This window comes from Culturomica sp. (genome assembly GCF_003524185.1).
GTDB classification, from domain to species: domain Bacteria; phylum Bacteroidota; class Bacteroidia; order Bacteroidales; family Marinifilaceae; genus Culturomica; species Culturomica massiliensis.
Map to the genome: position 1 here is coordinate 1 of NZ_DOED01000008.1, position 26,847 is coordinate 26,847.

Sequence of the window (26,847 nt, forward strand, 5' to 3'; positions counted from 1 at the left end):
TAGTAGCCATAATATTAAGTTATCACTTATTTATTCATACATTTGAACTCATAAGAAAGTCTATTTTGTCTTTTCAAAAACAATCCACAAATTATGAATATGCAAATCTTTACAAATGAACATGCTGTTCTTGCCGATAGTTCTATACATCAATTTTTGTTTCATTGTCGGTATGAGAAAAATCTGAATGATAAAACTTTGAATGCCTATGCGACGGATTTAAGGCAGTTTATCGGTTATATTCAAAATATGAATCCATGTGAGGATATTAAACAAGTGACCCGGGATATGCTTAAGAATTACTTTCAGGAAATATCCCATTTTAAGCCTAAGACGGTAAAACGTAAGATCGCTTCCTTGAAAGCGATTATGAATTTTCTGGAGTTTGAGGATGAGACATATGTCAGTCCGTTCCGGAAATTGAAGGTAAAATTCAAAGAACCTTATGTTTTGCCTGCCGTAATGACGATGGACGAAGTGAGGAAGATTTTTCAGTCGGTATATACGGAGCACCGGAACAATACATGCACGGATAATTATACTTATAAAGCCCAGGTCCGGAATATTGCCGTTATGGAATTGTTGTTTGCGACCGGAGTACGCGTATCGGAATTGTGTAATTTGAAATGTAGCGATATCGATCTTCAAAACGGTTTGGTAAAAGTTTTCGGGAAGGGGAGTAAGGAACGGATTATTCAAATCTGTCAAAGGGAGGTTTTGACAGCGTTGAAAAATTATTTCAGGTTATTCAAGCCGGTGACTTCATTTTTTGTCAATCGCCTGGGGTTGCCTTTGGCCCCTCAATCCGTGAGATTACTGATAAAAAAATATGCCCGGGCTGCCCGTATCGATAAAAGGATTACGCCGCATACCTTCCGTCATACTTTTGCCACTTTGTTGCTGGAAGAGGATGTTGATATCAAGTATATTCAAAATTTACTCGGACATAGCACTATTGCAACGACACAGATATATACCCATGTGAATGCGGAAAAACAGAAGAAAATACTTTCCACAAAGCATCCCCGAAGAAAAATGAATTTCGATGATAAACAGGTTATTGCTGTGTAACAGCGCGACCGGAAAGGAAACGAAAAATTTACGTTTGTTGTAATAAAATAAAAACTACTGATTTTTCAGTAGCTTTTATTTTAATCGGTGGAGCAGCAGGGAATCGAACCCTGGTCCAAACACGGAATCCATATGCTTTCTACATGCTTAGCTTTTTATTGGTTTTCGACGATGGTCCGGAAAAAAGCACCCAAGCCATCGCTTATCCTCTTGAATTTTCGCCTTTCGCCAAAGGTGGGCTCAGACTAACCTTATATTGACTGCACCCCGTATGCCGGCCGGAATAAGGTGAAACCACCGGCGGGATGTCTCGTCGCCGCTCCTTGAGCAGCAATTAAGCCAAAAATCTTCTAAAGATTAGGCAGCAAGAGCGTAATTATTTTCGCCAATTAAAGTTTTGTGTCCGGGATTAACGGGCCGTTTCACTGCTCCCGACATGCTTACATACCTATTCTTCATGCTGTCAAAGCCATGTCTGCCCCAAATTATTTCAGGTTGAAACCATGATAAATTCCCAATTGTCCGACCTAAAATATTTAGAAGGTATGTGAATGCAAAGATAGGAAATTAAAAGCGAAATGCAAATAGTTCGTTGAGGAGGAGAAACAGCAGAAAGAAATCGTAAATTTCAGTTGAAGTGTTTATTGAAAACAGGTGTGCTCGATAAGAATTTTGATCCCGATTCCGACTAATATGATACCTCCTAGTAATTCGACGTTAAAGCCTTTGATTTTACCGAAGTAGGAACCGCAACAAACACCGGACAAGGAAAGGAAAAATGTTGTAAATGCGATTATCAGAGTCGGTAACAGGATGGTTGTTTTCAGGAATGCAAAGCTGACTCCGACAGCCAAAGCATCTATACTGGTTGCGATACCCAGTGTGAGTAATGTCCGGGTGGAAAGCGAAGACAGGGAAGAGGATTCGTCCCGAAAGGATTCGTAAATCATTTTTCCTCCGAGATAAACCAATAAGATAAAAGCGATCCAATGGTCAAAGTCGGAAATGTAAGAACTGAATTTACTCCCGAGTGCCCATCCCAACAGTGTCATTCCTCCCTGGAAGAAGCCCATGATAAAAGCCATTTTCAGGGATTTCCGAATACAGAATTTTTTCATGAAAATACCACCGCTGATGCAAACAGCCAGGCTGTCCATCGATAAACCGAGTGCAATTAATATAATCGTCAGGTATCCCATGCATTGAATTTGAGTATGCAAAAATAAGAAAAAATACACTTTGTGAAACGAACCGGGATAAAAGTTATAATTTTTGTTTTAACGTTTGGAAACATTTTTAATAAAAAAGTAAGAAAAAGTTTGGTGATTAAGTTGTTTGTAATTACTTTTACACAAATTTGGTTTCGAATAAAATATCTGATTAATAAGTAGATACTTCTTAAAATATGAAGATGGATTTATTGAAGTTAGGCATAGTGCCGTTAGCAGCTTTGATGGCCGGTTGTGCCGGGAAGGCCAAGAAGGGAGAAAACAGGCCGAATATCATTGTCATTATGGCCGATGATCTGGGGTATGGTGATGTCAGTTGTTATGGGGCAGAAGAGATCCAGACTCCCGGAATAGATCGTTTGGCGGAGGAAGGTTTGCGTCTGACGAACGGACATTGTACTTCGGCAACCAGTACTCCCAGCCGTTTTGCTATGTTGACGGGGATGTATCCCTGGCGGGTAGGGGCGTCTATATTACCGGGAGATGCTCCGATGTTGATTAAGGAAGATATGCCTACTTTTCCGAAAATGTTGAAACAGGCCGGCTATGCGACGGGAGTGGTCGGCAAATGGCATCTGGGGTTGGGAAATGGTAATCTGAATTGGAATGAGCATATAGCTCCTTCTCCGAATGATGTCGGGTTTGATTATTCTTATATTATGGCGGCTACGAACGACAGGGTACCGACGGTGTATGTAAGGAATGGGGATGTTGTGAATCTGGACCCCGATGATCCGATTGAGGTGAATTACAGAATGAATTTCCCAGGGGAGCCGACGGGTAAGGATAATCCGGAACTTCTCCGGTTGCATCCGAGTGTGGGGCATAATATGTCTATTACCAACGGTATTCCGCGTATCGGTTATATGAAAGGCGGAAAATCTGCTTTGTGGGTGGACGAAGATATGTACAGTGTATTTTTGGAGGAAGCAAAAAATTATGTAAAAAAACACAAGGATGAGCCTTTTTTCTTGTATTATGCTTTGCATCAGCCGCATGTACCCCGCTTGCCGAATATCATGTTTGCCGGTAAGTCAAAACTGGGGGCCCGGGGGGATGTGATACTGGAGGCTGATTATTGTGTGGAGGAATTTTTGAAATACCTGGATGAATTGAAATTAACGGAGAATACCATTGTCATTTTTACCAGCGATAACGGTCCGGTTTTGGATGACGGTTATAAAGATATGGCGGAGGAATTAAACGGAGTACACCGGCCTGCCGGTCCTTTTGCAGGATGGAAATGTTCGCCTTATGAGGGAGGAGCACGTATCCCGATGATTGTTCGGTGGCCGGAGAAGGTGAAGGCGGGTACGACATCGGATGCTTTGGTATGTCAGTTGGATTTCTGTCCTTCTTTTGCTGCTTTACTGGAGCAGCCTTATGAAGTAAGAGATGGGATGAATGTGTTGGACGCTTTATTGGGAGTTGCGGAGGAAGGACGGGAATGTCTGGTGTTGGAAGGATATGGTATCGATTTGTGGTTGAAGGAAGGGAATTGGGCTTGTATTCCGGAATATACAAACCGGAGAGGTGAAGTTGTCGGAGCGCGGCTCTATGATCTGGAGGCAGATATTGCCCAACAGTATAATTTAGCGGAAAAGTATCCGGAGCGGGTAAAGGAAATGACGGAAAAACTGAATGGAATAAAAGGATACTGAATATAACCGATTTGAAAGATCATGGAATTTCGAACAAGGGTTGAGATAGAGGCCGTACAGAGTAGGGTGGATTATGATTCCCGGATATGTATGCTGGGCTCGTGTTTTGCTGAGAACATAGGACAACGGTTGAAATATTATCGGTTTCGGACAGAGTTGAATCCTTGCGGAATTGTTTATAATCCGATGTCGGTAGCAAATGTATTGAAGTTGATGCTGGAAAAGTATCGTTTTACCGAGAAAGACCTTTTGTATAATGCTGATAAATGGGTGAGTTTGTATCACCACGGTTGTTTTTCAGCTCCGACAAAAGAGTTGTGTCTTGAGCATATCAACGAGCGCTTGGGACGGGCGGCCGATGGGTTTGAGAAAACGGATTTATTATTGATGACTTTCGGTACCGCCTGGGTGTATCGATACAAAGAGAGGGGAATGATTGTCGCCAATTGTCATCGTTTTCCTGCGGGTGATTTCGAGCGTTTTTGCCTTACCCCTGAAGAGATTGTCGGTGTATATCGACTGCTGATACGGCAATTACGTGAAGTCAATCCGAAGTTGAGGATTGTTTTTACGGTAAGTCCGATACGGCATTGGAAGGATGGTGCACATGGCAATCAGTTGAGTAAAGCTGTACTTTTATTGGCAATAGATAGGCTGGTACAGGAGTTTCCTGAGGTGTATTATTTCCCTGCCTATGAAATCGTTATGGATGAATTGCGGGATTACCGTTTTTATGGGGAGGATATGTTGCATATATCGTCTTTGGCTGTGGAGTATATATGGGAGAAATTCAAGGAAACATGGATATCTCCGGCTATAGAACCTCTGATGAAACGGGTCGATAAATTGAATAAAAGTTTAGCCCACCGTCCTTTTTCGCCGGAAAGCGATGCTTACCGGATGTTTCAGCAACGGTTACGCCAAGAAATCGAAACGTTGCAACAAATGAATCAAAATATTGATTTTACTTCGGTGTCTTCTTCCGGCGTTTGAGGTTCCGGATGGCTTACTTTTATCAAATCGCTGACCGGAATATCCATTTTTACCGGGTAGCTGGACGGATATTTACGACGGATACGTTTCAGCGTCGGAATACAATCCAGACGGTTGCGGAAATTTCCTGCCCGGATTTTAAAATCCGGATCGAAGTAGTTGAGGTATACCGGTATATCCGGGAATTCGGTTTCGAAGTCTGTTTTCATTTGCTGCAGACGTTCAATGGAATAATCATAGGAATTTCCCGAAAAAATCTGAATGCGGTAGCCTGTCACTGTTTTTTGTTCCCGGTTCATACGAATGTGGAGCTTTACCACATCATTAGCGGCAGTTTCTCCCTTGAAATTCACCGTTCCTCCGTTGTCGTTTATTTGTATAAATTCTTCAAATAAGTCCGGTAAAGTTTCTATTTTCACGGAATCGGGGGCCTGTCCGAAAATGGTGTTTGAACACAGTAGCAATATGACGATGATCCGATACATAAAACGACAAATTTTGTGCGAAGATAGAAAATTAAAGTAGAAATATCTCTCTTTTATCCTTTTTTTCTGACTGGAGTCGAAGTGTTAAAAAATATTAATAATACGCTTGATTGTATCAAAATGTAACAGAAATGAATAAATTTGTTACAATTAAAAATAAAAAAGTAACGATATGTATCAGGTTACAGATGAACAGATTATAGAGATTTTAAGACAGGAGTCCGTGCCTGCTTTAGGATGCACTGAGCCCGTAGCCTGTGCATTGGCGTGTGCCCGTTGTCGGGAGGAATTAGGAGGAGTTCCGGAACAGATTGAGGTGTGGGTGAGTGGAAATATTTATAAAAACGGGATGGGGGTCGGGATTCCGGGGTCAGGGATGACGGGTTTACCTATAGCAGCGGCCTTGGGCGCTGTATGCGGAAAAAGTATGTATGGCCTGGAGGTGTTGAAAGATGTATCTGTCGGTGATAATTTGGAGGTCGCAAAAAATAAAGTGACGGAAGGGGCTGTTTCCGTGAAAATGAAAGAGGATGCCGTCGACAAGCTGTATGCAGAAGCGATATGCCGGAAGGGGAACGATACGGTGCGGACTGTCATCGTACATGCCCATACGAATATCGTGTCGGTGGAGAAGAACGGAGAGACGGTCTTTAAAAAGGAGTACACGGTAGATGCATGTGATAAAAAGGAACGTCCCGAATTGAGTGTTGCCCGGATATGGGATTTTATACAGACGGTAGATATATCCCGTATCGAGTTTATATTACAGGGAGCAGAGATGAATAAGGCTATTTCGAACGAGGGGTTGAAGAGTGCTTATGGTTTGCAGATAGGACGTACTTTGCAGGAGAATATTGCTAAGGGACTTTTGGAGGACGATTTGTTGAACAATGCCCTGATTCAGGCGACAGCGGCTTCGGATGCCCGTATGGATGGATGCGAGAAGCCGGTGATGACGAATTCGGGTAGCGGGAATCAGGGAATTACGGTTATTTTACCGGTAGTGGTTGCAGCGGAACGGTTGGCATCGACCCGGGAACAGTTGACGAGGGCATTGGCTTTGAGTAATCTTATAGCAGCCCATATTCATTATTATTTGGGGCATTTGTCGGCTTTATGCGGTATCCTGATAGCGGGTACCGGATCGGCTTCTGCTATTACTTATTTGATGGGAGGGGATTATGATAAAGTCGTGAATACAATCAAAACGATGTGTTCGAATTTGACGGGGATGATGTGTGACGGGGCAAAACAAGGATGTGCATTGAAAGTGTATTCCGGCGTATCTGCTGCGGTACAGGCGGCTTTATTGTCGATGAAAGGGATCAGGACAAATAATGACGGTATCATCGAAGACGATATAGAACAAACGATTCGGAATGTCGGTATTATCGGTACTGCGGGAATGGAGCAGACCGATAAAACGATATTGGATATTATGACGAAGAAGAGAACGAACTATTGAAACCGGATATGCGGATGAAATCAGAGGGGCAGGAAAGGGTGAAGTATGTCGATGTTCATACCCATAAACGGGGGAAAGACATCTATTTACTGGATATTAGCGATGGCCGGCTAGCGGAGGAAGGTGAGTTGTGTTCGGCCGGAATACACCCTATGTTTATCGGAACGTCGGAGCCGGTCAAGCGGATTGAAGAATGGGCTGAACGGAAGCGGATTGTTGCTGTCGGGGAAGCCGGTTTCGACCGTAATTCAGAAACCGGGATAGCAGCTCAGACGGAGTTATTCGAGGAAGAGGTACGTATTTCCGAGACTTATAAATTACCTTTGATTATTCATTGTGTCAAGGCTTTCCCTGAATTATTGGCAGTGTATAAGAAAATGCGGCCCAGGCAGGCTTGGATTATACACGGGTATAATAATAACCGGCAAATTCTGGATGAGTTGCTGAAACACGGACTGTATATATCTGCCGGAAAAAAGGTATTTGTTGAAACGTCAAATATCCGGCAAGTGCTTCCTTTTATTCCTTTGGAACAGCTTTTTATAGAAACCGATGATTCGGATTACACGATAGAAGAAGTATATGCGAAAGTGGCTGATTTACTTCGTATCCCCTTAGATATGTTGATCAGATGCATGTATCGGAACTGGTTGTCCGTTTTTTCCGGTGTTTGAATTTTTCGATTTTAATTTTATTTTATATGATAAATTGGTTAAGTAGAACAGAGCTTTTACTGGGAGTGGAAAGACTGGAGAAATTGAGAAATGCTCATGTATTGGTAGCCGGATTGGGAGGGGTCGGCGCTTATGCAGCCGAGCAGTTGTGCCGGGCAGGTATCGGAGAGATGACTATTGTAGACGGAGATGTGGTAGAAATGACTAACAAAAACCGGCAATTACCGGCATTGGATAGTACGGTGGGTTTACCGAAAGCCGAGTTGATGGCAGCCCGTTTCAGGGATATCAATCCGGAAATCAAGTTACATGTCATCAATGATTTTATCCGGGACGAGGGGATGATTGATTTGCTGAGAGCTGCTGCTTATGATTATGTAATAGATGCTATCGATACTTTGGCACCCAAGATATTTTTAATTTACCATAGTTTGCAATTGGGACTTCCGGTTGTAAGTTCGATGGGGGCCGGGGGAAAATTGGATCCGTCCCGGATTACCGTAGCCGATATTTCCAGGAGCTATAATTGCAATTTAGCCAGGATGCTACGGAAGAGGTTGCATAAACTGGGCGTATATAAAGGAGTAAAGGTGGTATTTTCTTCGGAATTTACGGACCCGGAAGCTATCGTACTGGCAGAAGGGCAGAATAAAAAATCAAATGTCGGGACAATTTCTTATATGCCCCCGCTTTTCGGTTGTTTTGCCGCTTCGGTGGTGATTCGGGATATTATTGGTCTGAAAAATGAAAAAGATGCCTGATAACAAGCATCTTTTTTATAGCATCTGTCGGTACGTTTAATTAAATTTGATCGAAATCTACGTCAAATTCACTCTTTGCAGATTCGGTAGTTTTTGTAGTCGGGATTTCTCCTCCGATAGCAGCCTTGATGTATTTAACTACTTCATCAAGTCCTTCACTGAACTTTTCAAAATCTTCTTTGTATAAGAAAATTTTGTGTTTTTCGAAATTCTGTGTGCCATTATCATCGAATTTCTTTTTGCTTTCCGTAATCGTCAGGTAATAGTCGTTGTTACGTGTTGCTTTTACGTCGAAAAAATAAGTTCTTTTCCCTGCTCGCACTGCCTTAGAATAGATTTCTTCCCGATCACTCGTTTCCATTCCATCTTTTCTTTCGTATCCTTCCATTTATTGAAATTTTAATTAGACTTTAGCGCGTCAAATGTAGGAAAAAAACATAACAACCATAACAAATTCTTAATTTTTTTTAATGTTTAATTGTAAATGTGTTAAAAATAGGAGAAAAATATCCGTTTTTGATGAATTTATCCGGTGGGCAAAACACAAATCCTCTGAATAACTGTTAAATTCAAACATTAATCGCTACTCAAATTTAGTCAAGTTAAATAAAAGACTATCTTTGTGTGCAATTTCATATAAAAGTGTTAAAATATGGAGATAGTAGTAAGCGGAATACGTCCGACAGGAAATTTACATTTGGGAAATTATTTCGGAGCAGTGAAGAATTTTTTACGGCTTCAAGATGAATATAACTGTTTTTTCTTTATTGCTGACTGGCATTCATTGACGACCCATCCCCATCCGGGAGATGTTATGAACAATGTCCGGAAAATATTGGCAGAATATCTGGCTTGCGGCATCGATCCTCAAAAGTCTGCGATATATTTGCAGAGTGACGTGAAAGAGATTCTGGAATTATATCTGTACCTGAATATGAATGCTTATTTGGGCGAATTGGAGCGTGTTACTTCTTTCAAGGAGAAGGCTCGTAAGCAACCGGATAATGTAAATGCCGGTTTACTGACCTATCCGACCCTGATGGCGGCAGATATTCTCATACACAATGCGGACAAGGTGCCGGTAGGAAAGGATCAGGAACAGAATATGGAGATGGCCAGGAAATTTGCCCGTCGTTTTAATACGATTTATGAGGTAGATTATTTTAAGGAGCCTCAGTCTTATTCTTTCGGTGGTGAAGCTGTTAAAGTTCCCGGATTAGACGGTTCCGGAAAAATGGGGAAGTCGGAAGGCAATGCTATTTATTTGTTGGACGAGCCGGCTGTGATTCGTAAAAAGGTGATGAAGGCCGTTACGGATAGCGGTCCGACGGTGCCGAACAGTGCAAAGCCCGAAGCGATAGAAAATTTGTTTAAAATGTTGAAGATCGTTTCTTCTGCCGATACATATGATTACTTTAACGATAAGTACAATGCTTGTGAAATTCGTTACGGTGATCTGAAGAAACAATTGGCCGAAGATATTATTGTGTTCACGACACCGATCCGGGAGCGGATTTTAGAGATTTCTTCGGATGTGGCCTATATGGACAGAGTTGCAGCAGAAGGAGCAGAGAGGGCGCATTGCAGTGCAGATAAAACCATTCGCGACGTTCGAAAAATTATTGGCTTTAAATAATTATGTACGAATATATAAAAGGGGCACTCGTGGAGGCGGGCCCGACATATGCCGTTGTTGATTGTGGAGGAGTCGGATATTGGCTGAATATCTCCGTTAATACATATTCTAAAATTTCTGCGGAAAAAGAGGTGTGTTTGTACGTGCATCTGATTGTGCGTGAAGATGCGCATTTGCTGTATGGTTTTTACAGCAAGGAGGAACGTGTGTTGTTCCGGCAACTGATATCCGTATCCGGGATTGGTGCGAATACGGCAAATGTGATGTTGAGTTCGATGACGGTGGATGAAATTGTCGGGGCGATTCGGACCGGGAATGATGAAGCGATTCGGAGAGTGAAAGGAATCGGGACGAAAACAGCTCAACGGGTTATTATCGAGTTGAAAGATAAAGTAGGTACGAGCGGGGCTGCTGAAAGCTTTGTTTTTGCATCGGGAGCGGTGAAAGAGGAAGCTTTGGCGGCTTTAGTTATGTTAGGATTTGTTAAGGCTCAGGCGTCGAAAGTGTTGGATAAAATTGTTGCAGGAGGTGGCAATAGGACGGTTGAAGAGCTGATAAAGTTGGCTTTAAAGCAGCTATAGTCTGGCTTTAGGGTGTGTAATAAGGAAGGTTGGAATGGAGAAACCGGGTTGTTTTTTTATTTCCAATGTTCAATGATCTTGGGATGTATGCGATTTTTGGTGGTGTTCTTATTTGTCCTGTTCGGGATGTTGTTTGCTGTTTCCGGGAAAACGATGTTTTTGCCGGTAGAGGGGATGCCATACCCGGAATATCCGGCAACAGGTCGCGATACGTTACAGTTTCCCATCCGGGAAAGTGCGGATAATGAAATCCGCCGGAATGTCCCTCCTTCTTCTTTGTTTTTAAAAAAACCTTCCAACGTAAGGGATACGGTGGTTTATGATCCTACAACCAAGCGTTATGTGGTTATGACGTTGATCGGGGATAAGTATGAATATTCGCGCCCTTATTCTTTGACGTTGGATGAATATGTTAATTTGCAGACAAAAAATTCTTTATACGAGTATAATCGTCGGCAAATTCAACAAGGCAATAAATATGATTTTAAAGAACTGGTATCTCATTTACAATTCCTGGATAAAATTCTGAACCCTATTTTTGGAAAAGATAAGGTAAAAATTAATGTACAGGGATCGGTAGAACTGACTTTGGGAGCGAAGATCAACAAAGTAGATAATCCGACTTTACCCATTGATTTGAGGAAGACCACGACCTTGGATTTTGATGAGAAAATTCAGTTTAACATAAACGGTAATATCGGCGACCTGATTAATCTGGACTGGAGTTACAATACGGAGGCGACTTTCGATTATGAGAATATGTTGAAGTTGAATTACGAAGGGAAGGAGGATGATATTGTCAAAAAAGTGGAAGCGGGTAATGTGTCTTTGCCTTTACCGGGGACATTGATTACGGGAGGCCAAAATCTCTGGGGATTCCGTACGGATTTGCAATTCGGTAAATTGACGATGTCTTCTATATTCACGCAACAGAAGAGCGAATCGAATATGGTCACTTTGGATAAAGGGGCGCAGAAGCAGGAATTTGAGGTGTCTGCCCATAATTATGAGGCTAATAAGCACTTCTTTTTGTCGAAATATTTCCGGGATACCTATGATGCGGCTCTGGCAAAACTGCCGATCGTCAACAGTGGGGTTACGATCACTAAAGTAGAGGTATGGGTTACCAATAAAAGTTCCCGGTTTGAGCAGGCCCGGAATATTGTTGCATTCGTGGATTTGGCCGAGAGTGCCCGGAATATTTCAAATCCTTTGTTTCAAGCCGGGGGAAGTATTTATCCGGATAATCAAACGAATAATTTGTACAGTAAAATGGACGGACAATATTCCGGTATCCGGGATATTAACCAGGTTACGAATACATTGGCTCCATTGGCTCCGGGATTTGCTTCGGGAAAAGATTATGAAAAAGTAGAAAATGCCCGTTTGCTGGATGCTTCTGAATACATACTGAATGACAAACTGGGTTATATTTCATTGAATCAGGCTCTGAATGCCGATGAGGTGCTGGCTGTTGCCTACGAATATACGGTAAGGGGGCAAATATATACGGTCGGTGAACTGACCTCGAATGCGCTTGCTGCTCCTTCCACTCTTATCGTCAAGATGTTGCGCAGTACGACTCAAAGTCCGGCAATGCCGACCTGGGACTTGATGATGAAGAATGTTTATAATATCGGTAGCTATAATTTAAGTGCCGATGAGTTTGTGCTGGATGTTCTGTATCAGAATGATAAGGCGGGAACGAAAGTGAATTACTTACCGGCCGGGGATATTAATAATAAAATTTTATTGTCGGTATTGAATCTGGACCGGTTGAATTCCCAATTGGATGCGATTCCTGACGGACGTTTTGACTATATAGAGGGAGTGACGGTATATTCCAGTAAAGGACGGATTGTTTTTCCGGTATTAGAGCCTTTCGGTTCCTATTTGCGGAAGAAGATCAACAATAATAGTGCTGCGAATCAATATGTCTTTGAGGAGTTGTATACGATGACTCAGAGCGATGCCGAGAAAAAGTCGGAAAAGAATAAATATTATTTAAAGGGGAGTTATAAGTCTTCGACGTCCTCTGAAATTTCACTCGGCGGCGGGGATATACCGCAGGGATCGGTAAAGGTTGTAGCAGGAGGTGTCGAGTTGTTGGAAAATATCGATTATATTGTCGATTATACAATGGGAACCGTGAAGATTATCAACCAGTCTTTACTGGAGGCCGGTACTCCGATCACGGTAAAAAGTGAGAATCGCTCGATGTTCGGTATGCAGACGAAGACCCTGATCGGTACTCATCTGGATTATAAGTTTAACGATAAGTTCAATATCGGGGCTACTATTATGCATATGAGCGAAAAGCCGCTCACTCATAAGGTGAATATCGGTGATGAGCCGATTTCGAATACGATATGGGGATTAAATGCTTCTTACAATACGGAATCGGGACTTTTGACGACGTTGGTCGATAAATTGCCTTTTATCAATACGAAGGCCAAATCGCATTTGAGTATAGATGCTGAGTTTGCGAAATTCCAGCCGGGGACGAACAAAGGGGCGGGAGGAAATGCTTATATCGACGATTTTGAAGGCAGTAAGATCGCTATCGATATGAAGGCGGTAACACAATGGAAATTGTCTTCCGTACCCCAGGACGAGGAGTTTCCGGAAGGGCAGCTTTCCAATCAGATCGAATACGGTTTTAATCGGGCCAAAATGGCCTGGTATGTAGTTGATCCGATATTTTACCGGATGTCGACGGCTACGCCGGGACATATCCGGGCCGATAAAGAACAACGTTCGAACCATTTTGTACGTGAGATCCGGCAGACGGAGATTTTTCCGAATAAAGACATTGCAGTCGGGGATGTGAATATTGTTCCGGCTTTGTCCGTTGCCTATTATCCGGAGGAAAGGGGACCGTACAATTTTGAAGTGGAACCGACCCGTTATTCACGGGGAACCGATAAGAACGGTAAATTGAAAGACCCGGAAACCCGTTGGGGAGGAATGATGAGGGCTGTATATACCAATGATTTTGAAGCGGCGAACGTACAGTATATCGAGATGTGGCTGATGGATCCTTTTGTGTATAATGCAGATCATAAAGGAGGAGAGGTATATATCGATTTGGGGAATGTATCGGAGGATATTTTGCGGGATGGGAGAAAGTCTTTTGAGAACGGTTTGCCTACGAGTGCCAATGTGATAAATGTAGATTCGACGAAATGGGGGCGTGTACCTACCGTACAATCCATTGTCAACGGTTTTGACAATAACACACAGGCACGGCGTTTTCAGGATGTCGGCCTGGACGGGTTGAGCGATGAGGATGAGCGGAGTTATTTTTCGGGTTATTTAGAACGAATTCGTCAGCAGTTTGGGGAAAATTCGGAGATGTACCGTCAGGCATACGATGATCCTTCCGGAGATAATTATCATTTTTTCCGGGGGTCGGATTTCGATGCCCGTGAGACTTCTATTCTGGAGCGTTATAAAAGATACAACAATACCGAGGGAAACTCGCCTACGGCAGATATGTCGCCGGAATCCTATCCTACGGCAGCGACAAATCTGCCGGATGTAGAGGATATTAACGGCGATAACACGTTGAATGAAACCGAAGCTTTTTTCCGTTATAAGTTGAAACTTACCCCGCAGGGAATGAAGGTCGGAGAGAATTTTATTACGAGTATTACGGAGGCTGATGTGGATTTGCCTAATGGGACTCAGGGAAAAGTAAACTGGTATCAGATTAAAATACCGATCAATACTTCTAACCGGACTTCGTACGGAAGTATCAGTGATTTCAAGTCGATCCGGTTTATGCGTATGATTCTGAAAGGGTTTCAGGATAGTGTTGTTTTGCGTTTGGCCAGTCTGGATTTGGTAAGGGATAATTGGCGTAAATACGAATCTCAGATTGACGATGATAATTTAGTGACGTCTGACCAGACTGTTTTTGATGTATCGGTCGTGAATCTGGAAGAAAATGCCAGCAAAACACCGGTTAATTATGTGATGCCTCAGGGAATTCAACGAGTGGTAGATGCGACGAACCCGCAATTACGGGAATTGAACGAGCAGGCTATGCTGTTGAAAGTCATGGACCTGGAAGAGGGGGATGCCCGGGGTGTTTATAAGAATGTAAGTCATGATATGTTGCGGTATAAGACGTTGCTGATGGATGTACACGCAGAAGCGATACAAGGTTATCCTTTGGATGATGAGGAATTGACTTTGTTTTTGCGCATGGGGGGAGATAATGTCAATAATTATTATGAATATGAAATACCGTTAAAGCTTACCCCTCCGGGGTTCTATACCGATGACGAACGGGGAAGGCTGGCGGTATGGCCGGCGGAGAATAAAATTCAGTTGCCGCTGCGTTTTTTACAGACGATCAAGCAAAAGCGGAATGCAGCAGCCCGGGCCGTAGGTAAGGAGGTTGACCTCACTGAGGTGTATGAGATGTCTGTTGCTGATTTGGGAGCGGATGTGGAAGCTGAAATGCTGAAACACATTGTCAAGGTCAAAGGTAAACCGAGTCTGGCGGATATAAGGACGATTATGATCGGAATCCGTAATCCGCGAAGTACGTATGTAACGAAAGGAGCCCGTTCTGCTGAGGTTTGGGTGAATGAATTGCGTTTGTCGGATTTCGATAACAAAGGGGGATGGGCTGCCAATGTGCGTATGACAGCTAAATTAGCCGATGTGGCAACGGTTACTTTTGCGGGAAGCCGTATTACGCCGGGATTCGGAAGTATTGAGCAACATGCCAGTGAAATCAGCCGTGAAGATTACAGGTCTATCGATTTTTCGACGAATGTGGAGATCGGTAAGTTTTTTCCGGAGCGTTGGCGGATTCGTTTGCCGATGTACTACGCTTATTCACGTCAGACGACTTTACCGGAATACGATCCGCTGGATACGGATATTCCCTTGGATATCTCCTTGAATAATGCGGAGAGTAAGCATGTGCGCGATTCTATAAAACGCAATGCGGAAGATTATATGATGCGGAAAAGCCTTAATTTTACGAATGTCGGAATTGAAAGTAAAGACGGAAAGTCGCGGCTTTTCGATATTTCCAATCTGAATCTGACGTTTTCCTATAATAAGGCTAATGCACATAACGTGAATACAGAACGGGATTTGGAAAAGAATTACCGGGGATTAATCAGTTATGTATACAATGGGATGCCTCCTATTGTGGAACCGTTTAAGAAGTCGAAGTCGCTTAATTCGCCTTATTTGAAATTATTGAAAGATTTCAATTTTTATTATATGCCTTCGATGGTGTCTATTACTTCGGATATTACCCGCAATTACCGGGAAATCAAACTGAAGAATCTGGATAATCCTAATTTATTGATAGAGCCGACGGTAGATAAGGATTTTATGTGGACCCGGGATTATGCGTTTAAGTTTAATCTGACCCGTAATCTGAGTGTGGATTTCCGGGCTACGACACAGGCGCGTATTGATGAGCCGCAGGGAATTGTCGATAAGCAGCGCGATCCCGACCGTTATAAGCAGTGGAGGGATACGGTTTTGAATAATATTCTGGACGGAGGACGTCCGGTCAATTATAACCACGATTTTAGTGTACGTTATACTGTGCCTATTAATAAATTACCGGGATTAGACTGGACTTCGATGCAGGCTATGTATTCTACCCGTTATGATTGGCAGGCAGGAGCCATAACAGATGATTCGACGCGGCACGGGAATGTTATCCAGAATGCCAATTCGCTGCAGTTGAGCGGGGATCTTTCATTGACAAGTCTTTATAACAAGTCTAAATTTATACGTAATCTGAGCCGTGCTCCCCGTAGACAGAGAGGTAAGAATGTGAATTTCAATACAGAAGCTTCCGAATTGAAAAAAGGACGTGCATTTGTGATCAAGCATAAATTAAAGACCGGTGATATCAAGGTGAAGATGACGGCTAGCGACGGTACCCCGGTAAAAGTCGGTTATGAATCGCTGGGACGTAATAAGGTAAGGATCCGGCCGGCGGAGAATATGAATCTGGCAAAGATAAATGTAACGGGAGTTGTCCGTCAGACTGAGAGTCCGATGAGAGCTGTGGGACGATTTTTCGTGGGACTCATTACCGGTATTAAGAGTGTCAATATTGCTTATTCGGAAGACCGGGGAACTACTTTGCCGGGATTTCTGCCGGAGGCCAGATTCCTGGGGCAGGAGAGATATAACGGAACTTCTGCTCCCGGATTTAAATTCCTTTTCGGAGGACAGAGCGAACAATTCGGTATACGGGCAGCGGAAAAAGGATGGATCACTACCGATACGACCCTGAACGAGCCTTATCTGATGAATTTCTCTCAGAGTATATATGTACGTGCGTTGTTTGAACCGATAAAAAAATTGAGGATTAATTTAACGGCCAGTCGTACGCGCTCCCGCAATACGAGTGAATATCTGATTTATGACGGGGATAAGTTTTCATCTGTCAATAAAATGATAGCGGGTAATTTCAGTATGACGGTCGTTGGGTTGAATTCTGCTTTTTATAAGGTCGGAAATGACGTTTCAGCTTCGGCCGAGGTATATAACGAGTTTTTGGAGAACCGGAAAAAAGTATCGAAAGAAATGGCGATGAAGCGTTATGGAAAAGCATTTGAAGACGAAGCTATCGAAGTCAACGGTAAGAAAACCGGTTTTTATAACGGATACGGAGCAACTTCTCAGGAAGTATTGATTACCTCTTTTAACCGGGCATACGGAGTAGGGGATTATTCCGGACTGATCCCGAAGATTATGGCAATGCGCCCGAACTGGCGGGTTTCCTATACCGGGCTGATGGATATTCCTTTTATGAAAAAGGTGTTCCGTTCATTTAATCTGAATCATACCTATACTTGTAAATACAATATCGGATCGTTTGCCTCTAACCTGAAATATGCAGAAGATGCGATGGATGTGCAGGGAAACTGGATGGCTCTGTTCGATGTAAATACGGTATCGATTAACGAGCAGTTTAATCCCCTGATCAGTATGGATATGGTGTGGGTTAATAACCTGACGACCCGTTTCGATATCAACCGCAGAAGGGACGTCAGTTTGAGTTTGGTCAATGCCCAGCTTTCCGAAACTTCCAGCAATGAGGTGGTTGTCGGGGTGGGATATCGTTTCGGTAATTTGCCTATTTTCTTTAAAAACAGGCAATTGAATAACGATATTAACGTTCAGTTTGATTATTCGATCCGTCGTAACAATACGATTATCCGTCGTATATCGGAAAGTGTGGACCAGCTGACGGCCGGACAAGAGGTGAAGAGTATTAAGGTTTCTGCCGATTATACTTTTAATAACCGATTGAATTTGCGTTTGTTTTATGATAGGGTGGTGAATACACCTTATGTGTCGTTGTCTTTCCCGACAACGAATACCAATTTCGGATTGAGTGTAAGGTATACTTTGACACAGTAATTTTTTTGATTTTACAACCTAATTTAAAGTCTAAAGTTTATCTTTTCGATTTGGAACACGTGATAATTTTATACTTTTGTTCCTGTAATTAATCTAAATGGGAGTATGGAAGTAAAGATTTTTGTGAACAATCCTTTTCAGGAGAATACAATTTTATTGTATGATGAAACGGGAGAAGCGGTTGTGATTGATTGTGGTTGTTTTGATGACGAAGAGCGTGAGGAGTTCAGAAATTTTGTAAGGGGTAAGGGATTGAAGCTGGTCGGTTTATTGGACACTCATCTGCATATTGATCATATTCTCGGAAATAATTTCATTAAAGATGCTTATGGGATAGATCCGCAGGCCAGTGAGGAGGATGATTTTCTGAACCGGGGTGCGATAAGTTATGCTGGTATGCTGGGGATTACCGGTATCACACAACCTCCTGCTATCGGAACTTATCTGAAAGAGGGGGATGTGATCAAGTTCGGTAATTCGGAGTTGAAGGTGATAGCTGTACCCGGACATTCTCCCGGGGGACTTTGTTTCTATAGCGAAAGCAATAAATTATTGATCAGTGGAGATGCCTTGTTTGCGGGAAGTATCGGGAGAACCGATTTGCCGGGAGGAGATTCGAAGCTTTTGCTGAAGTCGATACAGACAAAATTGTTTGTATTGGACGATGATGTGAGGGTTATTCCGGGGCATGGCCCATTGACGACTATCGGAGCGGAAAAAAGATATAATCCTTTCTTTTAAAGTAATCTATTGACAGATAATCAGGGAAAGATGAAAATAGGCGTTATTGTGGCAATGAGTTCTGAGTTTGAACTGGTCAGTGCTCTGTTGGAGGCTAAAACAGAACGGGTTCTCAGCGGGATTGTTTTTCTGGAAGGACATATCGGCGATAAGTCGATCGTTTTGGCAAAAAGCGGTATCGGTAAAGTATGTGCTGCTGTCGGGGCATTGGAAATGATTCGGACATTTGCTCCGGATTGCATTATCAATACCGGGGTTGCCGGAGGTATAGACTGTGGTTTGCATGTGATGGATATTGTTGTGGGAGAGAAAATCGTTTATCACGATGTGTGGTGCGGGGAAGGGAATGAGTACGGACAAATACAGGGGATGCCGGCTTGGTATCTGGCCGATCCGCATTTATACCGTTTGGCTATGCAACTTAAGACGGATGTCCGGCTGGTCGGGGGGATGATTTGTACAGGAGACCGTTTTATTACCGACCGGGAGGAGTTGGAGGGGATTAAGGTAAAATTTCCTGCGGGACTGGCTGTCGATATGGAGTCGGCTTCTATTGCTCAGGTGTGTTATATGTATGATGTGCCGTTTTTGAGTTTCCGGGTAATCAGCGATACTCCGGGGGTAAAGGAGCATGAGGAGCAATACCGTAATTTCTGGACGATGGCCCCCCGGGAGTCTTTTCAGGTGTTCCGGCAACTGCTATTGAAAATATAGTTGAGATAAAAAATTATCTTTGCCTGTAAAATGTCAGTAAAAACAGTATGGCAGGTGGAGAGCAAAATTTTAATATAAATAATTATGAATAAGATACCTAGTTTTAGCATCAATCATGAAGCTTTATTGAGAGGCATATATGTATCCCGTAAGGATTATATCGGAGATGAGGTGGTTACGACTTTCGACATCCGGATGAAAGAACCGAATCGTGAACCTGCTCTTGGCGCAGGGGCTCTTCATACGATTGAGCATTTGGCTGCTACGTTTTTACGTAATCATAAAGAATGGGGAGACAAGGTTGTCTATTGGGGACCGATGGGATGTGCTACCGGAAATTACCTGTTGATGAAGGGAGACCTGCAACCTCAGGATATTGAGGGCGTGATGTTGGAAACTTTCCGGTTTGTCCGGGATTTTGAAGGAGAAGTACCGGGTGCTGCTCCCCGGGATTGCGGTAATTATTTGTTGCACGATCTGCCTATGGCCCGTTATGAGTCTGCCCGTTATGTAAGTGAGGTGTTGGAAGTTATGACGGATAAAAACCGGGTTTATCCGGAATAAAATCAGAGTTCTGCTTGATTTACAATCGGTTTTTATTTTTCTTCTTTTTCATCTTCAATTTCTATCGGTTTATAGTCCCGGCGTTCGTTGGCATCGGTTGTATTGGCACAGTGGATGCCTTTTTCTTTTATGCGCCGGTTCCGGCCGATATGAGTTTCAGGAAATCCCCGTTTAAGAAGAATACCGATACTTAGTGCGACTAACGAAAGACCGACTAAAATAAGTACGATAATGAATAGTTTAACCAGCATGGTAATGTTTAAATAATGGTTTGATGTTTGTGTCTATCTATACAAATTTAAAGTTTTATCTGAAAGCCGGTACACCTTTTTTCTGAAAAAAAACTTAAAAATAGATTCAGTTTCATAAGCTTTTTTCTACATTTGAACATAAATTAAATTCTGGTGTTATGGAAAGATACGGAAATGATGATTTTACCGAAACCGGCGGGGATCGGGAAGAAGTGTATTCAAAAGTGGTGAAAGCGGGGAAAAGGACTTACTTTATGGATGTCAGAGCAACCCGTAATAACGATTATTATTTGACGATTACAGAGAGCAAAAAGAGTTATGATGAATTGGGAAATGTAAGTTTCTCCAAGCATAAGCTTTTTTTGTATAAAGAAGACTTTGAAAAATTTAAGGAAGGTTTGGAAGAAGCCATTGTAGTTGTCAAGAACGCTTTAGAAGGAAAATTGCCGGAATAATTTGCGGTAGGTAAATGATCCGGATTTCAGGTTAGGACTGATTTCCGGTAAATGAAAATGATTTTTACAGTATGGCGAAAAAAGAGGCTGTGCAGGGGATTTTTAACGATATAGCACCGAGTTATGATCGTTTAAATCATTTTTTGTCCTTGAATATCGATAAAAAGTGGAGGCGTAAAGCCATCCGGTGTTTACAGGGAAACGATAAAGGTAAATTATTGGATGTCGCTTGTGGTACGGGAGACTTTTCGATAGCAGCTTCGCAGGCCGGAGTTTCCCGGATCATCGGTATCGATATTTCGGAAAAAATGCTGGAAATCGGTCGGAAGAAAGTTGAGGCTGCCGGTTTAGCTGCAAAAATCGATTTGCGATATGGGGATAGCGAGCGGATGGAGTTTGCCGATGAGACTTTTGATGCGGTGACGGTGGCATTCGGGGTACGTAATTTTGAACATCTGGAAATCGGTTTAAAAGAAATGTACCGGGTGTTGAAGCAGGAAGGAAAAGTTGTTATTCTGGAATTTTCCATGCCCCGGTATTTTCCGATGCGTCAGTTGTACCGTTTTTATTTTAGGCATATTTTGCCGCTAGTCGGAGGTTGGATATCCGGTAATAAGGGGGCTTATGTCTATTTGCCGGAGTCGGTATCCCGTTTTCCGCAGGGTAATGATTTTTTACAGATATTGTCTGTTTGCGGTTTTAAAAGAACTTTTCAGAAGAGATTGACTTTTGGTGTTGCCAGTCTTTATGTCGGGTATAAATAGAATGTTGTCGGTTTTGACAATGTTTTAGTTATGTTTTATTCGATTAGGTGGGGTGTATGAAAAAACAAGAGAGACTGAGCTTGTAAGTTTTTGAAAATTAAATTTATAACGTTTGTGTACTTTTTTTATGCATTTTGTGATTTTTTTAAGTAATAAAGAAAAATGTATTGAAAAAAGGTGTATTTTCGCACAGATTTTCTCGGGTGAACGGAACTAGTTTCGGGTACCCTAGTGAGAAAACAAAAAGTCATACTAAAAGTTTTTAAACAAAATGAAAAACAGATTATTTCTGGCTGTTGCTGTCGTAATGACGGCATTTGTTGTATCAAGTTGCGGTAAAATGCCACAGGAAAGCATTGATGCTGCTAAAGCAGCGGTAGTTGCAGCCAAAACTGCTCAGGCTGACGTTTATATGGCTCCTGAGTATAAAGCTTTGGAAGATTCTTTGAATTCTGTAATTCAGGGAATTGAAGCTGAAAATTCAAATTTCCTTAAGGATTTTGATGCTCTCAAAGCTAAATTGGATACTTTGACTGCTCAGGCAGAACGTGTTGCACAGGCCGTGCCTGCTAAGAGAGAAGCCGTAAAGGCTGAAGCTGAAGCAATGATTGCTACTGTGAAGAACGATCTGGAAACAACAAAGGCTTTGTTGAAGAAAGCACCGAAAGGAAAAGAAGGAAAAGCAGCTCTGGAGCAAATGACGAATGAATTGAATGTCATTACAGCCGGTGTTTCTGAAATCGAAACTGCTTTAGCCGGTGATGTGAATTATGCCGAAGCACTTGACAAATTGAATGCAGCTCAGAAGTCAGTGACCGACATTAATACGGAATTGACAGAAGCTATTGCCAAGAAAAATCGGAAATAATCAGATTCCGGTCATTTAGAGACATCCGGAAAGTCTACCGGCCATCATTCCGTGACAATCATTCCTGGCTTCTCCGAAATTTTGTTTCGGAAACAAAAAGGGATAAAAGATTGTCATACGATTCGCTTTTAAGTGAAAAAGGAATGACGAGGCAAGGCTTTCCGGATGCTTGTTATTGGAAGACCCGGTGTATGGCAGGATTTTAAGATAGGTGAATAAATGAATCTGGCGTGGAGAGCAAGCGTTTTATAAAAAGGTGGGGAATTGTGATGGTACTGCTCGTTGCAGGATGTATTCTTGTGTCTGTATGTATGGTAGAAAAGCCTCCGGTGAAGGAAATGGAGGAGGTGAGAGGCTTACTTTCAAAAGCCCGTGAATTGGAGGCTGCTTTTTATTGTCCGCAGGTATATGAGGAGGCTTGCAAATTATATGAATCGGCGATGACGGTTTGGAAGGGGGAGAATGAAAAATGGATGGTACTGCGAAGTTATAAGGAGGTCGATACTTTGGTTGTCCGGGCTTGCAGCAAGGCGAATGCTGCCATTCGGAAAGCGGAAGCAGGCCGGAAGAACTTAAAAGCGGTGTTACGGGAAAAGATCGACGGGCTCCGTTTCGAAATGAAGGAGTTTGAAGCTTTGTTTGCCGTACTGCCTTTGGAAACGGAGACCAGGAAGCAGCATGCCCGAGGGAAGATGTTGCTGAATGCTGCTGAGATGGCTTTTGAAAAAGGAGATTATGCCGGAGGCAGGGAGAAGGGAGAAGAAGCTGTGCATCTGATTCAAAGTGCTTATTGTGTTGCCCGTAAGAAGTTGGTGAATTATTTTGAAAAGTTACCCGTTTGGCGTAAAGAGGCCGGAAACGCTATTGAATATTCCCGGAAAAATAAGGCGTTTGTCATTCTGGTAGAAAAACTTCCCGCTTATTGTCATTTGTATTATAAAGGAGAAAAAAAATATTCTTTTAAAGCAGAATTCGGAAGGAATTGGTTGGGAGATAAGCAGCAAGAGGGGGATTATGCGACACCGGAAGGGAATTACCGGGTTGTGAGAAAAATGCAGGGCCGGATGACTCATTATTATAAAGCTTTATTGCTGGACTATCCGAATGCACAGGATCGTTTGGAATTCCGGCGTAAGAAAGAAGAGGGTGTCTTACCACAGAAAGCCCGTATCGGAGGTCTGATCGAAATTCATGGGAAGGGGGGACGGCATGCCTATTGGACAGAAGGATGTGTTGCTTTGGAAGATAAAGATATGGATGTATTGTATGAAAAAGTACGGCAAGGAGTTCCGGTAGTTATTGTCGGAAGTACGAAAACCTTGGATGAGGCTCTTAAAAATTATAGTTTATGATTGAAAATGAATTGATGAAGGAAGAGGGCACTGTTCGTTCAGGAATGTCTGTGAAACTGAAGATTATAGGTTTTTCCTGGATGTCGGTTCTGGTTCTGTTGATTCTTTTGCTACCGTTATATATTGCTCCTGCTTTTCAGGAGGCAGGAAGAGATTCGTTGAAATCGGTAACTGTTGATTCTGCTTTATTGAATAAGAGTCGTGTGAAGAAAAAAATGAGACAGTTGAAGAATAATGTGGCATTGCTTGACCGGAAATTGGATCATTATTTGCCTCACGCTCCTTATATTATAATTAATACGACACGTAACCGGTTTTATTTATATGACCGCAAAGGAGTGCTTTTACGGGAAGGGTTTTGTTCTTCGGGAAGCTATACGAAGTTAGTGAGTGAAAACCGGACCTGGGTATTCAAAACGCCGAAAGGCCGGATGACCGTATTGTCGAAAACAGAAAACCCGGTATGGGCAAAGCCGGATTGGGCTTTTATCGAGGAAGGGCTGCCTGTGCCGAAAGCGGGAGATCCCTCCCGGTATGAACGGGGGGTACTGGGAGATTATGCCTTGCGGATGGCAGACGGCTATTTGTTGCACGGGACTTTGTACCAGCGGTTTCTGGGGATGCCTGTAACTCACGGCTGTGTCCGCTTTGGGGATGCCGATCTGAAAGTCGTGTATCAGACTTTACCTGTAGGTGCTTATGTATATATTTATTGATTTAGCGGAACCTGATTATGAATCGTAAATTTTTAAAGATATTGAAGATCGTTACCATACCGGTTATCCTGTTGGTGGTCGTTTATGTTTCGGCAATGCGGTTGGCGGTAAACCGACAGGCAGAACGATTGAATAAGGCATATTGGGAAAAAATGGAACCGGCTGACCGGGAGAATAAAGCGGAAATGCACCGGGTTCCGGGGTATAATGAATTATTGAAAAAGCAAGGATTGTTGAGGGGAATGGTAAAAATGGCAGCCGATGACTCGATCGGTTTATTTTTGAATTTACCGGATAGTACGCTCCGGTTGATGGTGAAAGGGGTCGGTGTAAGGGATATTTCTATTCAGGAAATAAGTAAAAGTTCTTTTTTCTCTAAAATCGATGTGGAGGTATTGTATGAATTGTTGTCCGGTCCTTTTCAAATTACCGGTTTTAAGGGGACGATTGCCAAAGAGCCGTTGAATATTGTACAGGCACCCAAGGATAGCAGTGATGTTATCCCTATGATACAGCCGGATACGACTCATGTCGAACCGGTATTTTTCATTTTGAATACCGATAAACGGGTCCGTTTTTATTTTTATCAGACGGAAGGTGGCTGGAAGGATAATTGGGCCGCTTTTGTTTTTGACCTGAAAGACCGGTATGAGCGTGCCAAAACGGAAATACCGGCTTTGTCGGTTTTTACCTTGCCCGAATATATTCCTACGATCCGGATCGGAATCCGCAAAAAAGATGCAAAAGTACTTTACCGGGCGATTCCTTGGCAGGGACAGGTTGTATTGACGTTATAAATTTATTACTTTTACCAGACTAAAAATTGAATATGGGACGTGATTTTTATATACTGATTGCTTTTTGCGTGTTTATGTTTATGTTGGGCGTTCGTTTGAAACGGCGTTGGAATAATCGTAAACAGAAAACGGCACATACACGGATCAATAAAAACCAGCGTCCTAAAATGGCGGCTTCGGATGAACCGCCTTTGGTCAGGGAGAAGCGATTGAGACGGGAGCGTAGAACCCGTTATTTTACGATTATTTTGCTGTTTGTCTTATTCGGACTCATGGTGTTTATGATACCTGCTCTGATTCGGGATTTGATGCAGCCTGAAGGTTTAGAAATTTCAAATCTTTTTTTACGTTGTTTGATTTTTGTATTCACAATTTACATATTTGTTTTGGGGTATTTGAAAGTATTCCGTAAGAAAGGTAAAGTAAATCAAGAATAAGACATTTGCCGGGGAATCAGAAACATGATTGTTTCTGATTTTTTTTTTGTAAAATCTAAACGTAGGCTTAACTTTTTTTAACTGGATCTGATTTAACATTTGACTCAAATATAAGTAATTTTGATAACGGATTGGAAAATGCCGGTGAAAACCGGATGATGTGAGGGTGAAAGTGAATTAATAACTCAATAATAAATATGTTTTATGATGAATACTGTTGATATTAAAGCGTTGAATGATCGCATTCAGCAGGAAAGTGCTTTTGTCGATATGATAAACATGGAGATGAACAAAGTAATTGTTGGACAGAAGCATTTGGTGGAGGGGTTGTTAATAGGCTTGTTGTCTGACGGGCACATTTTGCTGGAAGGTGTCCCCGGATTGGCAAAAACATTGGCAATTAATACGTTGGCTACAACAATCGATGCAAAATTCAGTCGTATACAGTTTACGCCTGACCTTTTACCTGCGGATGTGGTCGGTACAATGATTTATTCACAGAAAAGAGAGGAGTTTGTGGTGAAACACGGACCTATTTTTGCAAATTTCATTTTAGCCGATGAAATTAACCGGGCTCCGGCGAAAGTGCAGTCGGCATTGCTTGAAGCTATGCAGGAGCGTCAGGTGACGATCGGAGATATGACTTATCGTTTGCAGGAACCTTTCCTGGTTATGGCGACACAGAATCCGATCGAACAGGAGGGTACCTATCCGTTGCCGGAAGCGCAGGTCGACCGTTTTATGCTGAAAGTGGTTATTGATTATCCGAAAAAAGAAGAGGAAAAATTAATTGTCCAGCAAAATCTGGACAAAGCTTTCCCTAAAGCTTCAACGATTTTGAAACCGGCAGATATCATAAAGGCGCGTGAAGTGGTGAAGGAGGTATATATGGATGAAAAAATCGAGAAATATATTATCGATATTGTTTTTGCAACACGTTATCCGGGAGAGAACGGTTTGGAGAAATTTACCAATATGATTTCTTACGGTGGTTCTCCGCGTGCCAGTATCAGTTTAGCCAAAGCAGCTAAGGCTTTTGCTTTTATCAAACGAAGGGGATATGTGATTCCGGAGGATGTAAGGGCCGTATGTCCGGATGTATTGCGTCACCGTATCGGATTGACATATGAGGCTGAAGCCAATAATATCACCAGCGAAGACATCGTCAATGAAGTGCTGAATGCCGTTGAGGTGCCTTAATCGGGGATCAGAGAAG

General features: G+C 42.5%; 24 protein-coding genes and 1 other RNA gene. 20 read left to right on the forward strand and 5 right to left on the reverse strand.

The window, feature by feature from the left end; all coding sequences use genetic code 11:
* Positions 1-93 precede the first annotated feature (93 nt).
* Positions 94-1,071 (forward strand): tyrosine-type recombinase/integrase, encoded by a 978-nt coding sequence (locus tag DD657_RS02870; RefSeq protein ID WP_287048402.1) that lies wholly within the window; start codon positions 94-96, stop codon positions 1,069-1,071.
* A gap of 85 nt (positions 1,072-1,156) precedes the next feature.
* Here DD657_RS02870 and ssrA read toward each other — a convergent pair.
* Positions 1,157-1,553: a transfer-messenger RNA gene (ssrA, locus tag DD657_RS02875) on the reverse strand.
* A gap of 159 nt (positions 1,554-1,712) precedes the next feature.
* Entirely contained in the window at positions 1,713-2,270 is a 558-nt protein-coding gene (locus DD657_RS02880; protein ID WP_021989016.1) for a manganese efflux pump MntP, read from the reverse strand.
* Between the two features lie 254 nt (positions 2,271-2,524).
* On the opposite strand from DD657_RS02880, the gene DD657_RS02885 reads away from it, so the two are divergent.
* Both DD657_RS02885 and DD657_RS02890 read left to right on the forward strand, forming a co-directional pair.
* Positions 2,525-3,961 (forward strand): sulfatase-like hydrolase/transferase, encoded by a 1,437-nt coding sequence (locus tag DD657_RS02885; protein ID WP_418501371.1) that lies wholly within the window; start codon positions 2,525-2,527, stop codon positions 3,959-3,961.
* A gap of 21 nt (positions 3,962-3,982) precedes the next feature.
* Positions 3,983-4,954, forward strand: a complete 972-nt coding sequence (locus tag DD657_RS02890; RefSeq protein WP_287048407.1) for a GSCFA domain-containing protein — start codon at positions 3,983-3,985, stop codon at positions 4,952-4,954.
* Here DD657_RS02890 and DD657_RS02895 read toward each other — a convergent pair.
* On the reverse strand, positions 4,912-5,439 hold the full coding sequence (locus tag DD657_RS02895) for a hypothetical protein (RefSeq protein ID WP_287048409.1): 528 nt from the start codon (positions 5,437-5,439) through the stop codon (positions 4,912-4,914). The two genes, DD657_RS02890 and DD657_RS02895, sit on opposite strands and share 43 nt — an antisense overlap.
* A 172-nt stretch (positions 5,440-5,611) precedes the next feature.
* On the opposite strand from DD657_RS02895, the gene DD657_RS02900 reads away from it, so the two are divergent.
* The 3 genes from DD657_RS02900 to DD657_RS02910 are packed head-to-tail and all read left to right on the forward strand — an operon-like array spanning position 5,612 to position 8,339.
* Positions 5,612-6,904, forward strand: a complete 1,293-nt coding sequence (locus tag DD657_RS02900) for an L-cysteine desulfidase family protein (protein WP_287048411.1) — start codon at positions 5,612-5,614, stop codon at positions 6,902-6,904.
* A 14-nt stretch (positions 6,905-6,918) separates the two neighbouring features.
* Entirely contained in the window at positions 6,919-7,578 is a 660-nt protein-coding gene (locus DD657_RS02905; RefSeq protein WP_287048413.1) for a TatD family hydrolase, read from the forward strand.
* A gap of 26 nt (positions 7,579-7,604) precedes the next feature.
* Positions 7,605-8,339, forward strand: coding sequence for a tRNA threonylcarbamoyladenosine dehydratase (locus DD657_RS02910; RefSeq protein WP_021989010.1), 735 nt, complete (start codon positions 7,605-7,607; stop codon positions 8,337-8,339).
* Positions 8,340-8,379: 40 nt separating this feature from the next.
* Here DD657_RS02910 and DD657_RS02915 read toward each other — a convergent pair whose 3' ends face one another.
* Positions 8,380-8,727, reverse strand: coding sequence for a DUF3276 family protein (locus DD657_RS02915; RefSeq protein WP_021989009.1), 348 nt, complete (start codon positions 8,725-8,727; stop codon positions 8,380-8,382).
* 264 nt (positions 8,728-8,991) lie between these two features.
* Between DD657_RS02915 and trpS the strand changes: the two genes are divergently transcribed.
* The 6 genes from trpS to DD657_RS02945 all read left to right on the forward strand — a co-directional run bounded on the left by trpS (position 8,992) and on the right by DD657_RS02945 (position 19,991).
* Positions 8,992-9,975: a tryptophan--tRNA ligase gene (gene trpS / locus DD657_RS02920; RefSeq protein ID WP_118773596.1), complete on the forward strand. Its 984-nt coding sequence runs from the start codon at positions 8,992-8,994 to the stop codon at positions 9,973-9,975.
* A gap of 2 nt (positions 9,976-9,977) precedes the next feature.
* Positions 9,978-10,556 carry a Holliday junction branch migration protein RuvA gene (gene ruvA, locus DD657_RS02925; RefSeq protein WP_021989007.1) on the forward strand — a complete coding sequence of 193 codons (579 nt, stop codon included), beginning with the start codon at positions 9,978-9,980 and terminating at the stop codon, positions 10,554-10,556.
* 87 nt (positions 10,557-10,643) lie between these two features.
* On the forward strand, positions 10,644-17,972 hold the full coding sequence (gene sov, locus DD657_RS02930) for a T9SS outer membrane translocon Sov/SprA (RefSeq protein WP_287048416.1): 7,329 nt from the start codon (positions 10,644-10,646) through the stop codon (positions 17,970-17,972).
* Positions 17,973-18,077: 105 nt separating this feature from the next.
* A complete protein-coding gene (locus tag DD657_RS02935) occupies positions 18,078-18,713 on the forward strand; it encodes an MBL fold metallo-hydrolase (RefSeq protein ID WP_068689764.1) in 636 nt (211 codons plus the stop codon).
* Positions 18,714-18,743: 30 nt separating this feature from the next.
* Entirely contained in the window at positions 18,744-19,427 is a 684-nt protein-coding gene (locus DD657_RS02940) for a 5'-methylthioadenosine/adenosylhomocysteine nucleosidase (RefSeq protein WP_287048419.1), read from the forward strand.
* 84 nt (positions 19,428-19,511) lie between these two features.
* A complete protein-coding gene (locus DD657_RS02945; RefSeq protein WP_021989003.1) occupies positions 19,512-19,991 on the forward strand; it encodes an S-ribosylhomocysteine lyase in 480 nt (159 codons plus the stop codon).
* 32 nt (positions 19,992-20,023) lie between these two features.
* On the opposite strand, the gene DD657_RS02950 is transcribed toward DD657_RS02945, so the two are convergent.
* Positions 20,024-20,242, reverse strand: a complete 219-nt coding sequence (locus DD657_RS02950) for a hypothetical protein (protein ID WP_021989002.1) — start codon at positions 20,240-20,242, stop codon at positions 20,024-20,026.
* 158 nt (positions 20,243-20,400) lie between these two features.
* Between DD657_RS02950 and DD657_RS02955 the strand changes: the two genes are divergently transcribed.
* The 8 genes from DD657_RS02955 to DD657_RS02990 all read left to right on the forward strand — a co-directional run bounded on the left by DD657_RS02955 (position 20,401) and on the right by DD657_RS02990 (position 26,831).
* Complete coding sequence (locus DD657_RS02955) at positions 20,401-20,697, forward strand: DUF3276 family protein (RefSeq protein WP_021989001.1); 297 nt, start codon at positions 20,401-20,403, stop codon at positions 20,695-20,697.
* Between the two features lie 71 nt (positions 20,698-20,768).
* Positions 20,769-21,461 (forward strand): bifunctional demethylmenaquinone methyltransferase/2-methoxy-6-polyprenyl-1,4-benzoquinol methylase UbiE, encoded by a 693-nt coding sequence (ubiE, locus tag DD657_RS02960; protein ID WP_021989000.1) that lies wholly within the window; start codon positions 20,769-20,771, stop codon positions 21,459-21,461.
* A gap of 271 nt (positions 21,462-21,732) precedes the next feature.
* Positions 21,733-22,329 carry a hypothetical protein gene (locus tag DD657_RS02965; RefSeq protein WP_021988999.1) on the forward strand — a complete coding sequence of 199 codons (597 nt, stop codon included), beginning with the start codon at positions 21,733-21,735 and terminating at the stop codon, positions 22,327-22,329.
* Between the two features lie 230 nt (positions 22,330-22,559).
* Complete coding sequence (locus tag DD657_RS02970; protein ID WP_287048423.1) at positions 22,560-23,681, forward strand: L,D-transpeptidase family protein; 1,122 nt, start codon at positions 22,560-22,562, stop codon at positions 23,679-23,681.
* Positions 23,678-24,397, forward strand: coding sequence for a L,D-transpeptidase (locus DD657_RS02975; protein ID WP_021988997.1), 720 nt, complete (start codon positions 23,678-23,680; stop codon positions 24,395-24,397). The genes DD657_RS02970 and DD657_RS02975 overlap by 4 nt, the downstream gene beginning before the upstream one ends.
* A gap of 17 nt (positions 24,398-24,414) precedes the next feature.
* A complete protein-coding gene (locus tag DD657_RS02980) occupies positions 24,415-25,194 on the forward strand; it encodes a hypothetical protein (RefSeq protein WP_068689754.1) in 780 nt (259 codons plus the stop codon).
* Positions 25,195-25,226: 32 nt separating this feature from the next.
* Positions 25,227-25,631: a hypothetical protein gene (locus tag DD657_RS02985; RefSeq protein WP_021988995.1), complete on the forward strand. Its 405-nt coding sequence runs from the start codon at positions 25,227-25,229 to the stop codon at positions 25,629-25,631.
* A 204-nt stretch (positions 25,632-25,835) separates the two neighbouring features.
* On the forward strand, positions 25,836-26,831 hold the full coding sequence (locus tag DD657_RS02990) for an AAA family ATPase (RefSeq protein WP_021988994.1): 996 nt from the start codon (positions 25,836-25,838) through the stop codon (positions 26,829-26,831).
* Positions 26,832-26,847 lie beyond the last annotated feature (16 nt).